Below are 14,158 nucleotides of genomic sequence, written 5' to 3'. Positions count from 1 at the left end.
GGCAAAAAAAAGCGCCCGTTAAAGGGCGCCTGAAGGATCTTGAATGCTGTCAAAAACGGGGCTTGGCGAACATCTGCATGAACAGAAGGAACCTGTGTCCGGCTCGTCAAGTTAGCCGACACTATCGCGGGCAAACCCTTAACAGAATCTTACCGGATCGCAGAGAAATTTACCGATCCGTACCACTTGTGAAGTCTCGGTAAATTTCGGCTTCATCCTTCCTTAACCAAGCCGCGCCGACATCAGGTGCTAAGCTCGGGAATGTCGCGGTAAAGGTCCAGCGCCTCGGGGTTGGCAAGCGCTTCCCTGTTTTTCACCGCGCGGCCATGAACGATGTCGCGCACGGCAAGCTCCGTGATCTTGCCGGATTTCGTGCGCGGGATGTCCGCCACGGCGACGATGCGCGCCGGCACGTGACGCGGGCTTGCTCCTGTCCTGATCTTGGTGCGAATCGTCTTCTCCAGCGCCTCGTCAAGCGTCACGCCATCGGCAAGCCGCACAAAAAGGACGACGCGCACATCGTCTTCCCACTCCTGACCGATGCAGATCGCCTCGAGGATTTCCGGCAGCTGCTCGACCTGGTTGTAGATTTCCGCTGTGCCGATGCGCACGCCGCCGGGGTTCAGCGTCGCGTCGGAGCGGCCATGGATGACAATGCCGCCATGCTCCGTCCACTCGGCGAAATCGCCGTGGCACCACACATTGTCGAACCGGTCGAAATAGGCTGCGTGATACTTTTCGCCTTCCGGATCGTTCCAGAATCCGATCGGCATGGCCGGGAAGGCGCGCGTGCACACGAGCTCGCCCTTTCCTTTCTCAAGCGGACGCCCTTCGTCATCCCAGACTTCGACCGCCATGCCGAGCCCGGCCGCCTGGATCTCGCCGACCCAGACCGGCAGCGTCGGTACACCGAGCACAAAGCAGGACACGATGTCCGTTCCGCCGGAAATCGAGGCGAGATGGACGTCCTTCTTGATCCCCTCATAGACGAAGGCGAAGTTTTCCGGCGCCAGCGGCGAGCCGGTCGACGAGATCGTTTCGACCGTTGAGAGATCGTGGCTTTCCATCGGCTTCAGGCCGGCCTTGCGCACCGCATCGATGAACTTGGCAGACGTGCCGAAATAGGTCATGCCCTCGGCATCGGCATAGTCGAAAAGCACGTTGCCGTCGGGATGGAAGGGAGAACCGTCATAAAGCAGCAGCGTGGCCTCGGAAGCCAGCCCGCTCATCAGCCAGTTCCACATCATCCAGCCGCAGGTGGTGAAGTAGAAGAGCAGGTCGCCGGGCTTGAGCCCGGCATGCAGGCGATGCTCCTTCACATGCTGGAGAAGCGTGCCACCCGCCGAATGCACAATGCATTTCGGGATGCCGGTCGTGCCGGAAGAAAACAGGATGTAAAGCGGATGCGAAAATGGGAACCGCTCAAAGGCGAGTTCCCCTGCCTCGTAGCCTGCCACCGCTTCGTCATAGGCCTCGGCCCTGTCGATCTTTGCGGCGGCCTCCTGCGCATTACCGAGATAGTCGACAATCAAAGCCAGCTTAACGCCCGGCAGTTTGTCGAGAACCGTCGCCGTCTTGTCTGAAACGTCGAAGGCCTTGCCGCCATACCAGTAGCCGTCGGGCGCAATGAAGACAGTCGGCTCAATCTGACCGAACCGGTCGAGCACGCCCTGGATGCCGAAATCGGGCGAGCAGGAGGACCAGACGGCACCAAGCGACGTGGCAGCGAGCATCGCCGCGAGTGTCTCGGGCATGTTGGGCATCATCGCCGCCACCCGGTCGCCGGCTTTCAGCCCCCTGTCACGGAAAAGCTGTTGCAGACGCGATACCTGCGCACGCAGCGCATCCCAGGAGAGCCGGCGCTCAACCTTGTCTTCGCCGCGAAAAACCACCGCATCGCCGTTTCCCGAACCGCGCAGAAGGTTCTCCGCGAAATTCAGCCGTGCATCGGGAAAGAACGACGCGCCGGGCATGCGCTCGCCATCGACCAGAATGCGCTCGCCCCTGTCACCTATAACGCCGCAGAAATCCCAGACCAGCGACCAGAACGCCTCACGATCTTCAACCGACCAGGCGTGGAGCGCGTCGTAGTCGGGCAGGCTACGCCCGGCCAACTTCTCGGCGCGCCTTGCGAAAGCCGACACGGGCGCCTCGTTCTTCCGGGTTTCAGATGGTCTCCAAAGCGGCTCGGCTGCCCTCATCCTGTCCTCCTCATTGCCGTTCAGGCGATTGCTCTTCTTATGCGTTTCCGCACAGGAACGGCAATGGTCTCATGCGAAACAATTCCCCGCACCGCAGACCGACCGGCCATTGCATCGCAGAAAGCGGTGCAATACCCGCCTGCGGCGCGACAAGTCCTTGAATTGCCATACGCCATGTTTAAACCCGTAAGGAGCTGTGAAGTCGGTTTGCCGGCATCGCTGCGCCGTGGCATTTCAGAGCCACCAGTTAGACAGCGTTGAGTCCGGTTTGAAATTCGCCGGGCGGAGCGCCAGGGATGAGGTTCCATGCCCTCGTCGGCAATGAAGAAGAGCATATGGGCACTGGTGATCGCCGCCGTCATTGCGGTGGCAGTGGTGGTATGCCTGCCGATCCTGGCCTCTACACAGATCGTGCGCGACAGCGTGGCCCAGCAGCTAAGCGCCTGGAGCGGCTATCGCGTCCGGCTGGACGATGCCCCCCAAATCCGTGTGTGGCCCTCTTTCAGCGCGGTGCTGAACGACGTCGTTCTGTCCGACTGGAACGACGATGGCGCCGCCGCCGTCATGGAAGCAGAGCGTGTCGAAGTCGACCTGTCGGCGCTCGCGGCCCTGCGCGGCAAGGTCGTTTTCACCAAAATACGCCTCGTGCGTCCGGTCCTGCGGCTTGACGATACGGACGGGGTGATGCGCGTGCCGTCGATCCCGAATTGGGGCAGGCTCGCCCAGTCGGTGGAGGTGGCGCGCGAGCTGCTTGCAGCCGATCCCGCAGCACCCGACAAATCTGCGCTGCCGAGCGACAGTTTTGCGACGGTTGAAGTAGAGGACGGTCGCGTGATCACCCTCAGCGGGGCCAACAGACCGCCGCTTCTGAGCGGTTTCACCGGGACATTCAACTGGCCTGCGCTCAACCGTGCCGCCACCCTTTCCGCCAGAGGCATCTGGCATGGCGAAAGCATCACTGTTGACGCTTCCACGGAAGAGCCACTCCTGCTGCTTGCTGGTGGAAAGACCGCCCTTTCGCTTTCGGTCAAAAGCGCGCCCCTGACGCTCTCTTTCAAGGGCGAAGCCGATCTCGTTGGCGGTGCCTTCGTCAACGGGACTCTGGAAAGCTCCGCCCCGTCATTGCAGCGGGTGCTGGAATGGACCCTGCTGGAAGACTGGCCCGGCAGCACGATCAAGCCCGCAAAGCTTCGCAGCACAATCATCGGCGATGCCAAACGCATAAAATTCGAGACCGCGGAGTTCAGCCTTGGGGACAGCAACGCGACCGGCGTGTTCGACGTGGCGTTTACCGATCCGCGTCCGACCATCTCCGGCACGCTTGCCTTCAATGCACTCGATCTCGGCACGCTGCTGAAGACCCTAGCGCCCGAGCCCGACGCGCCAACCCAGGCGGCGGCCGCTCCGTGGGCGCATGATCTCAATTTCGACCTTCGCCTTTCGGCCACGCAGGCGACAGCCGGATCCGTGTCGATGACCGACGTGGCCGCAACCGCACAGGTTCGTGACGGGCTGGTCAGCCTCGATATTTCCGACGCCACGGCTTTTGGCGGCATGCTTCAGCTCGGCATCCGGCTCGACAATGTGGAAGGCCGCGATCATGCCGAGCTCCGCGTTGCGGCCGAGAACATCGATGGCGGTCTGATGGGGGAGAAGCTCCATTTCACCGCCTTCATGCCGAAGGCCAAAGGGTCGTTTTCCGTGTTTCTGAAAGGGCATGGAGAAACGCTGAACCAGGTTCTTGAAACATCCGACGGCTCCATCTCGGCCAGCTTCGGCAAAGGCAGCATTGTCGGCCTCAATCTCGAGACCTTTCGGGAGCATAACGACAAGGGCAGCTTTTTCCCCTTGCAGGACATCGCCGATGGCGAACTCCCCATCGAGGGTGCGGATTTGAAGGCCACACTGGCTGGCGGCATTGCGTGGATCGATACCGCCGAAGCGCGCCTGACAACCGGAGAAAAGATCACAATCGGCGGGCTCGTGCCGTTTGCCGGACGCGGCATCGCCCTTTCCGGAAGCATCCTTCCACCGCAAGCACCTTCCAGCGGGGAGACTGCTGCGGAGGAAAGCACTTCGGATCAGGGACCGCGCGAAACCTTCTTCGTCGGCGGCTCCTGGAATGCGCCCTTTATCGCGCCGTTTCTGATCGAATAGCCCACCACCTGCGTCTGCCTCAGGCCGCCACCCTTATCGCCGCCTGCTCGTCGCGGCGACGCTGAATTTCCTGCCGCTTGGTGACAATCGATGCGGCAATCACGCCCATCGCCACAATCCCGATCAGTATGGTGCAGACCGCGTTTATTTCCGGCGTCACACCAAGGCGCACCTGGCTGTAGATCTTCATTGGCAGGGTCGTCGCACCGGGGCCGGATGTGAAGCTCGCAATCACCAGATCGTCGAGTGACAGGGTGAAGGCCAGCATCCAGCCTGAAATCACCGCTGGCAAAATCACCGGCAGCGTGACCTGGAAAAACGCCTTCACCGGCGTCGCGCCGAGATCGAGCGCAGCCTCTTCAAGCGACTGATCGAAGCTCATGAGGCGGGACTGCACCACCACGGCAACGAAACACATGGAGAAGGTGATGTGCGCGATGGTGACGGTGAAAAACCCGCGATCGAAATTGATCGCCACAAAGAGAACCAGAAGCGAAAGGCCGGTGATGACTTCCGGCATGACGAGCGGCGCAAACACCATTCCGGAGAACAGAAGCCGTCCGCGAAAACGCGTGTAGCGTGTCAGAGCGATGGCCGCCATCGTGCCGAGCACGGTTGCCACCGTCGCCGACAGGAAGGCGACCCGTGCTGTCACCCAGGCCGCATCCATCAGGCCACGATTGGAGAAAAGCTCCACATACCACTTCGTCGAGAAGCCCGCCCACACCGTGACAAGACGCGACTCGTTGAACGAGTAGATCACCAGGAGAAGGATCGGCAGGTACAGAAAGGCAAAGCCCAGCACCAGCGATACGATGTTGAAGCGTCCCCAGCTTCCGGCCATGGCTAATTCCCCGCCTCGCGTGAGCGCGCCTGTGAGCGCTGGAAAAGCATGATGGGCACGATCAGGATCAAAAGCAGGATCACCGCCACGGCGGAGGAGACCGGCCAGTCGCGATTGTTGAAGAACTCGGTCCAGAGCGTCTTGCCGATCATCAGGGTCTGCGATCCGCCGAGCAGATCGGGAATAACGAATTCGCCCACCGCCGGAATGAACACCAGCATGCAACCGGCCACCACGCCCGGCAGAGACATGGGGAACGTCACCTTCCAGAATGCGGCCATGGGCGGACAGCCGAGATCGCGCGCAGCCTCGATCAGAGACCCATCCATCTTTTCCAGCGTCGAATAGAGCGGCAGAACCATGAAGGGCAGATAGGAATAGACGATGCCGATATAGATGGCGGTTGTCGTGTTGAGGATGACGAGCGGCTCGTCGATCACCCCCAGGAACATCAGGAACTGGTTGAGCAGCCCCTCCGGTTTCAGGATGCCGATCCAGGCATAGACGCGGATCAGGAAGCTGGTCCAGAAAGGCAGGATCACCAGCATGAGCAGCGTCGGCCTGATCGAGGCCGGTGCACGGGCCATGCCGTAGGCGATGGGATAGCCCACGGCCAGCGTGATCAGGGTCGAAACCGTGGCGATCCAGATGCTCGAAAGATAGGCATTCACATAGAGCGGATCGTCCAGAAGCCACAGGTAATTGCTGAACGAAAGAGCGCGGGCTTTCTCGAAGAACGCCGCAAATCCGGCGAAGAGGTCGAAAACCGGCTGATAAGGCGGCATCGCGAGTGCCGGTTCCGAAAGCGAAATCTTGAAGACGATCAGAAACGGCGCGAGGAAGAACACCAGCAGCCACAGATAGGGCACGGCAACGACGAGGCGGGCTGCGATTGCGGAGATGAAGCGCGCCATCGCCGGTTACCGCGTCAACACGACGCCGGCATCCGCCGGGAAGGACACCCATGCCCGGTCATGCCATGTCAGCACATCTTCCACCGCACGGCGCCGGTTGATGCTGCTGGCCTTGACGATTCGGCCATCATCGAGCTTGACGTGGTGGATGGTCATGTCGCCCAGATAGGCGATGTCCCAGACCTCGCCCTCCACAGCATTGACCGCGCTTTCCGGGCGGTTGCGGGATATGTCTACCTTCTCGGGACGGACGGCGAACCACACATTCGCGCCCTTCTGCGCACCGGCGCCATTGAGCACCGAAAGCTCGAAGCCGGATGCGTCCGCAATCCGGGCCATCTCGCTGTCGGCAGCCGTCACGGTTCCCTCGAACATGTTGATCGAGCCCACGAAATCGGCAACGAAGCGCGAATTCGGCGCCTCGTAGATCTCCGCCGGGGTGGCCACCTGGATGACATTGCCCCTGTCCATCACGGCAATGCGGTCGGCCATGGTCATCGCCTCTTCCTGATCGTGGGTGACGACCATGAAGGTGAGGCCGAGATCGTATTGCAGGTCGACCAGTTCGAACTGTGTCTCTTCGCGCAGTTTCTTGTCGAGCGCGCCCAGCGGCTCGTCCAGCAATAAGAGCTTCGGCCTTTTGGCGAGCGAGCGAGCGAGCGCCACACGCTGACGCTGGCCGCCCGATAGCTGGTGCGGCTTGCGCTTGGCGAAGGGTTCGAGCTTCACTAGCTTCAGCATGGCAGCGACGCGGTCGGCGATCTCGTCTGCCGGCATCCGGTCCTGCTTCAGGCCGAAGGCGATGTTCTTCTCCACCGTCATATGCGGGAACAGCGCATAGGACTGGAACATCATGTTGACGGGCCGCCTGTGCGGGGGGATGCCCGAAAGATCCTGCCCGTCAAGCAAGATGCGGCCGGAAGTGGGCTGTTCGAACCCCGCCAGCATGCGCAGCAGCGTGGTCTTGCCGCAACCCGAAGCGCCCAGGAGCGCGAAGAACTCGCGCTCATAGATGTTGAGGGACAGGTCATCGACCGCCGTGAAATCGCCGAACGTCTTGGTGACATTCTCGAACGAGATATACGGCTTCGCCTGGGGATCGGCCCAGGGTGCGAAGCTGCGACGTGTGCTGCCGAGCGACTTCATCGGCGTCCCCTGCCTTGAAACCGCCTATTGGCCGGTCACCACCTTGGTCCACATACGCGTCACCTGACGCTGCGTGCGCATGTCATAGGGGAGCGGTGCCTGCAGTTTCTCCATGGTCGCCTCGTCGGGATAGACAGCCGGGTCGCCCACGACTTCTTCGTCCATCTCTGCCTGCGCGGCCTTGTTGCCATTGGCATAGACGACATAGTTCGACGCCTTGGCGATCACATCGGGACGCATGATGTAGTTGAGGAACTCGTGCGCCTCCTCGACATTCTTCGCGTCCGCCGGGATCGCCATCTGGTCGAACCACAGCATCGCGCCCTCCTTGGGGATCGCATAGCCGACCGTCACGCCCTGATCGGCTTCCGCCGCACGGTCGCGCGCCTGGAAGATGTCGCCCGAATAACCGAGCGCCAGGCAGATGTCGCCATTGGCAAGGCCGTTGATGTATTCGGAAGAATGAAACTTGCGTACATAGGGGCGAACCGAAAGAAGCAGCTCTTCCGCCTTGGCAAGATCGTCCGCGGATGGCGTATTCGGGTCGAGGCCGAGATAAATCAGGACCGAGCGCACCACCTCACTGGCTGAATCCAGCATATAGATGCCGCAATCCTTGAATTTCGCGGCCAGTTCCGGCGTGAACATCACATCCCAGGTATCGACCTTCGCCGTGCCGAGGATTTCCTCAGCCTTGCCGACATTGTAGCCAACGCCCGTCGTGCCCCACATATAGTTGATGGAGTGTTCGTTGCCCGGATCGTAGACGGCCACGCGGTCGCTGATCATGTCCCACATGTTGGAAATGTTGGGAAGCTTGTCCTTGTCGAGCTTCTGGAAGACGCCGGCGCTGATCTGACGGCCAAGAAACTCGCCCGACGGCACCACCACGTCATAGCCCGAGCCGCCCGCGAGCAGCTTCGTCTCCAGGATTTCGTTGGAATCGTAGACGTCGTAGACGACCTTTATGCCCGTTTCCTCGGTGAAATCCTCAAGGATCGTATCATCGATATAGTCCGACCAGTTGTAGACGTTGACGACGCGATCCTGCGCATTCGCCGCCACCGAAATCGAGAGCGCGGCAAGGGAAACGCAGGAGGCAAGAAGGGTTTTACGCAGCATGGAATTTCTCCCCAAGGGACTGTTTTTGCCGGCGCGCAAATCGCCACCGGCACCCGCAAGTTTTTTCAACCCTATTGTCGTTTCGGAAATGCGACAAGCGGCAAATTTCTGTTTGGGCTCAAAGATAAGTGGTGCGTTCAAGCGGCGTGATCTCGCTCCAGAAGGCGATGATTTCCGCGCGCTTCAGATCGCGATAGACCTTTGCCAGAAGGGGCCCGAGCGCCCGGTCGATGAAACGGCTTTTTAACGCAAGCTGCAGGGCGTCATCCATGTCGTCGGGCAGCTCGCGTCCGAGATCCGCCGTCTCGTCATAGGCGCTGCCTTCCACCGGCGGCGGCGGCTTCGCACCCGCTTCGATCCCCTCGATCATGCCCTGTATGATCGCCGCCATGACAAGATACGGATTGGCGTCCGCGCCCGAGATCCGGTGCTCGACGCGCCGGTTTTCCTCCGTCGAGACCGGGATGCGCAGCGCCACCGAGCGGTTGTTTTCCGCCCACACTGCGTGGGTGGGCGCATAGGAGCCGGGCGTTATGCGCCGAAACCCGTTCCAGGTGTTGATGTAGAGAATGAGCGATTCGGGCATGGTGTCGATGAGGCCGGCAACCGCCGAAAGCAGCCGCTCGCGGCCCGTCTCTCCGGCAAATATGTTCTGCCCGTCCGCACCGAGCATCGAGGTATGCACATGCATGCCGTTGCCGGCGTAGTCGATGAAGGGCTTGGCCATGAAGGTGGCTGTCAGCCCATGCGCGCGCGCGCAGCCCATCACGATACGGCGCAGCAGGATCACGTCGTCGGCCGCCCGCAGCGGGTCCGCCCGGTGTTTCAGATTGACCTCGAACTGGCCGGGCGCGGCCTCCTTGATGATCGTGTCGATGGGCAGGTTCTGGGCGGCCGCAGCATCGCGGATCATGTCGAAGAGCGCTGCATTCTCGGCCAGATCGTCGAGCCCGTACATGCGCAGACGGTCCGGTCCCTCGCCGGCGCCAAGCGGCGTGGGCATGCCGGCCGGGTCCTGTTTTTCGGGATCGAGCAGATAGAACTCCAGCTCAAACGCGGCGACAGGGAAAAATCCCTTCGCGTTCGCCTCCACCACCTTGTGCTTCAGCACCTGGCGCGAATCCGCCATGAAGGGCTCCCCCTCCGGCGTGAAGGTCTGGAGCAAAACCTGCGCCGTTTTGCGTCTGGCCCATGGAACGATGGAAAGCGAGCCGCGCGTCGCCCGGCAATAGCCGTCCTTGTCTCCGGTTTCGATGTGAAGCCCGGTCTCGTCGACTTCCCGGCCCCAGACATCGAGGCCGTGAAGAGACATGGGAAAGTTCACACCTTCCTGAAACGCCTTTTTGAGGCTGTCGCCGGGCGCCCATTTCCCGCGAATGATGCCGTTGGGATCGACAATGAGAAACTCGACCGCCTCCAGGTCTGGATGCTGTTCAACAAAAGCGCGGTATTCGGCCTCGTGATCGGCGGAGATGAAATCTCCACAGGCAGGATCAGCTTCTGTTGAAATTTCCTCGCCGACTTCTGGCGAAACGGCAGGACTGGGCTTAACGTCTGTATCGATATTCGTTTCGGGGCGGTTCAAGATTGGCCTGTTTCATGATTGCGGATGACAAAGCCTGCGCCGGATTTTCAAACCTTGTCAATGGCTGGAGCGGCTGGCGCTGTGGCGGCGATCGGTGCGGGAGTAAGAAGTGAGAGCAGCATGGTATGAACGCAACGGCACGGCGCGCGACGTTCTGGAAGTGGGTGACATGCCTCTTCCCGCGCCCGGCCCCGGCGAAGTGCGTGTTCGACTGGCCACCTCGGGCGTCAACCCGTCCGACGTGAAGGCGCGGCGTGGACGCCCGCTCAATGCCGGGCGGGTCATTCCACACAGCGATGGCGCCGGCGAGATCGACACCGTCGGGCCGGGAGTGGATCATGGCCGTGTCGGCCAGCGTGTCTGGGTGTGGAACGGCCAGTGGCGACGTCCCTTCGGCACCGCCGCCGAGGCGATCGTGCTGCCGGAAGCGCAGGCGGTCCCCCTGCCCGCGAATGTCGACTACGCGACAGGCGCCTGTCTTGGCATACCCGCGCTTACAGCCATACATGCCGTCAATCTCTTCGAGACCGTCAAGGGCAAGACAATTCTCGTCACGGGCGCCGGCTCTTCGGTGGGGCATTATGCCACCCAGGTCGCCAAAGCCCGCGGCGCGCGGGTTATCGCCACCGCCTCGCCCGGTCGCGCCGCCCACGCCCGCGCCGCGGGCGCTGATTTCGTCATCGACTACAAGGCCAAGGACGTGGCCGCCACGGTGAAAGGGCTTACCACAGGCAAGGGTGTGGACGGCCTCATCGACATGGACCTCTATTCCACCACCGCGACCATCTCCAATGGTGCGCTGGCGCCCCATGGCAAGATCGTCTGCTACGGTTCCAGCATGCAGGGCGACATACCCGTTTCGTTTCCCACACTGTTGTGGAACAGCCTGACCCTGCAGGTCTTTGTGGTCTACGAACTGCTCGCGAAAGAACGGGAAACCGCGATCGGCCAGCTCACCGCCATGCTCGAAAAGAACAGCCTCAAACACGCCATCGGCGAGCGCTTCGCCCTGCGCGACATCGTCAAGGCGCACGAAGCTGTGGAACGCGGCGACGTTGTCGGCAATGTTGTGCTCGACATCGCCTGACCGACATTACTGAAAGTCGAACGCGGAGAGGCCCGTCACCATCTCATCGAGCCCGAGCGGCCTTGTCACCGGCGGCTCGGCACGGGCAAGACAGCCTGCCCGTTCGCACAGACGGCAGGCCGGCCCAACCGGCGTGAGCGCATGGGTCGGCGCGCCTCCCGCCTTGCCCGGCGCACCCGGCAGCGCATCGCCATAGACCACGCTCTCTCGAAATCCGAGATCGCACCCCAGCAGAAGCGCCGTGCGGCGCGGGCGTTCGGCAAAAGCGCCCTGCGGCCCCTCCAGCGTGCGTGCGACCGTCAGGAATTCGGCGCCATCGGGCATTTCCACCGCCTCGACCAGAACCTGCCCCGGCTGCGCGAATGCTGCATGGACGGCAAGTTTCGGGCACCCGCCGCCGAAGCGCGCCTGCGGAAAGCCCAGCGCGCCCGCCTTGCGGAAACGGTTGCCCGCATTGTCCACTTCGAGCATGAAGAATGGCACGCCAGATGCACCCGGCCGCGCGAGCGTCGTCAGCCGGTTCGCCGCCTGCTCGAATGACACGCCGAAGCGCGATTTCAGCACATCCACATCGTAGTGCGCGCGTTCGGCCGCCGACAGGAATGCCTGATAGGGCATCATCAGCGCGTGTGCCGCATAGCGCCCGAGTTCAAACCGCGCGAGCCTGCGTGCCTCGTTGCTCGACAGTTTCAGCATCTCGATCTCAGCGGCAATCGCCACTGACATGCGCAGCAGGCATGCCTCCATGGCGATCTCGCGCAGTTGGTCGGCCGGCGACAACCGTTCGGAAATGAAGAGGCGCTGCGAATGGCGGTCGTAGCGCCGCCGCCAGTTCGGCATGGTCGCCACGGGAAGCAGGCGCACCACGATGCCGTGCTCCTGTTTCAGCCAACCCCTGATGGCTCCGGAAAGATCGTCGCCCGGCCCAATCAGCTTGTGGAAGCTCTCAGCCTCCTCTTCGATCGAGGCGAAATGGTTCGCATGCCGCTCGAAGGTCTCGCGCACCTCGTCAATCGGCAGGCGTGTTGCCGAAATAGCTGTGGTGCGCCCTTCCCGCGCCAGCATTTCCGACAGGTCCGACATGCGGTCCGCCTGCTCGCGATAGGCGCGATAGAGCTTGACGAGCGCCGCCGCCGCATTGGGCGCAGCCTCGGCCACATCCACCAGTTCCTGCTCACCGGGCAGTTCTCCGGCCAGAAGCGGATCGGAAAACACCTCTCGCAGCGCCGCGAGCGAAAGCCCCGCCTCGCCCTGCAGCTCGTCCGGGTCGACCTTATAGACGGAAGCGAGTTTCAGAATGAGCGAAACGGTGAGCGGCCGCTGGTTGCGTTCGATCAGGTTCAAATAGGACGGTGAGATGCCCAGACCTTCGGCCATGGCCGTCTGGGTCAGCCCCTTTGCTGTGCGAATGCGCCTGATGCGCGGCCCGGCGAATATCTTCTGGTTGGCCATGATCGAATCCCGTTGTTCTCCGCGTCCCGGCGAGAGGCGACCGTTCTGGCATGGATCCTCGGGCTTGCTCCGAGGATCCATGCCAGAACGGTCGCCGCTTTACACGACTTTACAAAACTGTTGCACAAACCCGTCCTTACACAATTTACAAATTTACACATCCTCTCTGTCAAATTCCAGACATGCTGACACGAAAATTTCGGCAAAAATCCCGTTTTCTCTCCGCTTTCGCTGCGCCGCAATGTAAATTCTGTAACGAAATCGGGGCGCAATGACACCCAGTCAGGCAGCTCCGCCAGCGAAACAAATCCTGTACGGAGGCAATTATGACGGATTTTTACAACCTTGTTCCCGGCGCTGCGGAAGGCCGCTTCAACGGCATTGAGCGTCCCTACACGCCGCAGGATGTGCAGCGCCTGCGCGGCTCGGTCACCATCCGTCACACGCTCGCCGAGGAAGGCGCAAAACGCCTGTGGAAGCTGATCCACGAAGAGGACTTCGTCAACGCGCTGGGCGCGCTCTCCGGCAACCAGGCCATGCAGATGGTCCGCGCCGGGCTGAAGGCGATCTACCTCTCCGGCTGGCAGGTCGCAGCCGATGCCAACACCGCTTCGGCCATGTATCCGGACCAGTCGCTCTACCCGGCCAATGCCGGCCCGGAGCTTGCCAAGCGCATCAACCGCACGCTGCAGCGCGCCGACCAGATCGAGACGGCGGAAGGCAAGGGCCTTTCGGTCGACACCTGGTTCGCGCCCATCGTGGCCGACGCGGAAGCCGGTTTCGGCGGCCCGCTCAACGCTTTCGAGCTGATGAAAGCCTATATCGAGGCAGGTGCAGCAGGCGTCCACTTCGAGGACCAGCTTGCGTCTGAAAAGAAGTGCGGCCATCTGGGCGGCAAGGTTCTGATCCCGACGGCACAGCACATCCGCAATCTCGACGCCGCGCGGCTGGCAGCCGACGTCATGGGCGTGCCGAGCCTCGTCATCGCCCGCACCGATGCTGAAGCCGCCAAGCTTCTGACCTCCGACATCGATGAGCGTGACCAGCCCTTCGTCGATTATGAGGCAGGCCGCACGGTCGAGGGCTTCTACCGCGTGAAGAACGGGCTCGACGCCTGCATCGCCCGCGCTGTCGCCTATGCACCGCACACGGACCTGATCTGGTGCGAAACATCGAAGCCGGATCTGGAGCAGGCGCGCAAATTCGCAGAGGGCGTGCACAAGGCGCATCCGGGCAAGCTGCTCGCCTACAATTGCTCGCCGTCCTTCAACTGGAAGAAGAACCTGGACGACGCGACCATCGCCAAGTTCCAGCGCGAGCTGGGTGCCATGGGCTACAAGTTCCAGTTCATCACGCTGGCCGGTTTCCACCAGCTCAACTTCGGCATGTTCGAGCTGGCACGCGGCTACAAGGACCGGCAGATGGCGGCCTATTCGGAGCTGCAGGAAGCGGAGTTCGCGGCAGAAGCCAACGGCTACACCGCCACCAAGCACCAGCGCGAGGTCGGCACCGGCTATTTCGACGCCGTGTCCATGGCCATCACCGGCGGGCAGTCTTCGACCACCGCCATGAAGGAATCCACCGAAACCGACCAATTCCGCCCGGCAGCGGAGTAACCCAACGGCCGAAACGGCCGGGAAAGGAGAACGG

General features: G+C 61.9%; 10 protein-coding genes. 3 read left to right on the top strand and 7 right to left on the bottom strand.

Annotation, left to right across the window (positions count from 1 at the left end; all coding sequences use genetic code 11):
• Nucleotides 1-242 precede the first annotated feature (242 nt).
• On the bottom strand, nucleotides 243-2,201 hold the full coding sequence (locus tag KUG85_RS08265) for an acetoacetate--CoA ligase (RefSeq protein ID WP_223004837.1): 1,959 nt from the start codon (nucleotides 2,199-2,201) through the stop codon (nucleotides 243-245).
• Between the two features lie 306 nt (nucleotides 2,202-2,507).
• Here KUG85_RS08265 and KUG85_RS08260 point away from each other — a divergent pair, with 306 nt between their 5' ends.
• Nucleotides 2,508-4,358: an AsmA family protein gene (locus KUG85_RS08260; protein ID WP_255606309.1), complete on the top strand. Its 1,851-nt coding sequence runs from the start codon at nucleotides 2,508-2,510 to the stop codon at nucleotides 4,356-4,358.
• 19 nt (nucleotides 4,359-4,377) lie between these two features.
• Here KUG85_RS08260 and KUG85_RS08255 read toward each other — a convergent pair whose 3' ends face one another.
• The 5 genes from KUG85_RS08255 to KUG85_RS08235 all read right to left on the bottom strand — a co-directional run bounded on the left by KUG85_RS08255 (nucleotide 4,378) and on the right by KUG85_RS08235 (nucleotide 9,969).
• On the bottom strand, nucleotides 4,378-5,202 hold the full coding sequence (locus KUG85_RS08255; RefSeq protein ID WP_223004836.1) for an ABC transporter permease: 825 nt from the start codon (nucleotides 5,200-5,202) through the stop codon (nucleotides 4,378-4,380).
• A gap of 2 nt (nucleotides 5,203-5,204) precedes the next feature.
• Nucleotides 5,205-6,116 (bottom strand): ABC transporter permease subunit, encoded by a 912-nt coding sequence (locus KUG85_RS08250; protein WP_065816405.1) that lies wholly within the window; start codon nucleotides 6,114-6,116, stop codon nucleotides 5,205-5,207.
• A 6-nt stretch (nucleotides 6,117-6,122) separates the two neighbouring features.
• Nucleotides 6,123-7,262 carry an ABC transporter ATP-binding protein gene (locus KUG85_RS08245; protein ID WP_223004835.1) on the bottom strand — a complete coding sequence of 380 codons (1,140 nt, stop codon included), beginning with the start codon at nucleotides 7,260-7,262 and terminating at the stop codon, nucleotides 6,123-6,125.
• 24 nt (nucleotides 7,263-7,286) lie between these two features.
• On the bottom strand, nucleotides 7,287-8,399 hold the full coding sequence (locus KUG85_RS08240) for a polyamine ABC transporter substrate-binding protein (protein WP_407673660.1): 1,113 nt from the start codon (nucleotides 8,397-8,399) through the stop codon (nucleotides 7,287-7,289).
• Nucleotides 8,400-8,502: 103 nt separating this feature from the next.
• On the bottom strand, nucleotides 8,503-9,969 hold the full coding sequence (locus tag KUG85_RS08235; RefSeq protein WP_223004834.1) for a glutamine synthetase family protein: 1,467 nt from the start codon (nucleotides 9,967-9,969) through the stop codon (nucleotides 8,503-8,505).
• Between the two features lie 109 nt (nucleotides 9,970-10,078).
• Between KUG85_RS08235 and KUG85_RS08230 the strand changes: the two genes are divergently transcribed.
• Nucleotides 10,079-11,056 carry an NADPH:quinone reductase gene (locus KUG85_RS08230; protein WP_223004833.1) on the top strand — a complete coding sequence of 326 codons (978 nt, stop codon included), beginning with the start codon at nucleotides 10,079-10,081 and terminating at the stop codon, nucleotides 11,054-11,056.
• 6 nt (nucleotides 11,057-11,062) lie between these two features.
• On the opposite strand, the gene KUG85_RS08225 is transcribed toward KUG85_RS08230, so the two are convergent.
• Nucleotides 11,063-12,508, bottom strand: a complete 1,446-nt coding sequence (locus KUG85_RS08225; RefSeq protein ID WP_223004832.1) for a helix-turn-helix domain-containing protein — start codon at nucleotides 12,506-12,508, stop codon at nucleotides 11,063-11,065.
• A gap of 326 nt (nucleotides 12,509-12,834) precedes the next feature.
• On the opposite strand from KUG85_RS08225, the gene aceA reads away from it, so the two are divergent.
• Nucleotides 12,835-14,124, top strand: coding sequence for an isocitrate lyase (gene aceA / locus KUG85_RS08220; protein ID WP_223004831.1), 1,290 nt, complete (start codon nucleotides 12,835-12,837; stop codon nucleotides 14,122-14,124).
• The last annotated feature ends 34 nt before the right edge of the window (nucleotides 14,125-14,158 follow it).

Source organism: Nitratireductor rhodophyticola, assembly GCF_019891355.1.
Classification (GTDB): Bacteria; Pseudomonadota; Alphaproteobacteria; order Rhizobiales; family Rhizobiaceae; genus Nitratireductor; species Nitratireductor rhodophyticola.
Note: the sequence above shows the minus strand (reverse complement) of the source record. Positions and strands in the feature narration are given on the sequence as shown.

What these genes read in the sequence shown, in the direction of transcription:
- KUG85_RS08250 (WP_065816405.1), bottom strand. Translation starts at nt 6,116, where the DNA reads ATGGCGCGCTTCATCTCCGCAATCGCAGCCCGCCTCGTCGTTGCCGTG.
- KUG85_RS08265 (WP_223004837.1), bottom strand. Translation starts at nt 2,201, where the DNA reads ATGAGGGCAGCCGAGCCGCTTTGGAGACCATCTGAAACCCGGAAGAAC.
- aceA (WP_223004831.1), top strand. Translation starts at nt 12,835, where the DNA reads ATGACGGATTTTTACAACCTTGTTCCCGGCGCTGCGGAAGGCCGCTTC.
- KUG85_RS08245 (WP_223004835.1), bottom strand. Translation starts at nt 7,262, where the DNA reads ATGAAGTCGCTCGGCAGCACACGTCGCAGCTTCGCACCCTGGGCCGAT.
- KUG85_RS08225 (WP_223004832.1), bottom strand. Translation starts at nt 12,508, where the DNA reads ATGGCCAACCAGAAGATATTCGCCGGGCCGCGCATCAGGCGCATTCGC.
- KUG85_RS08255 (WP_223004836.1), bottom strand. Translation starts at nt 5,202, where the DNA reads ATGGCCGGAAGCTGGGGACGCTTCAACATCGTATCGCTGGTGCTGGGC.
- KUG85_RS08260 (WP_255606309.1), top strand. Translation starts at nt 2,508, where the DNA reads ATGCCCTCGTCGGCAATGAAGAAGAGCATATGGGCACTGGTGATCGCC.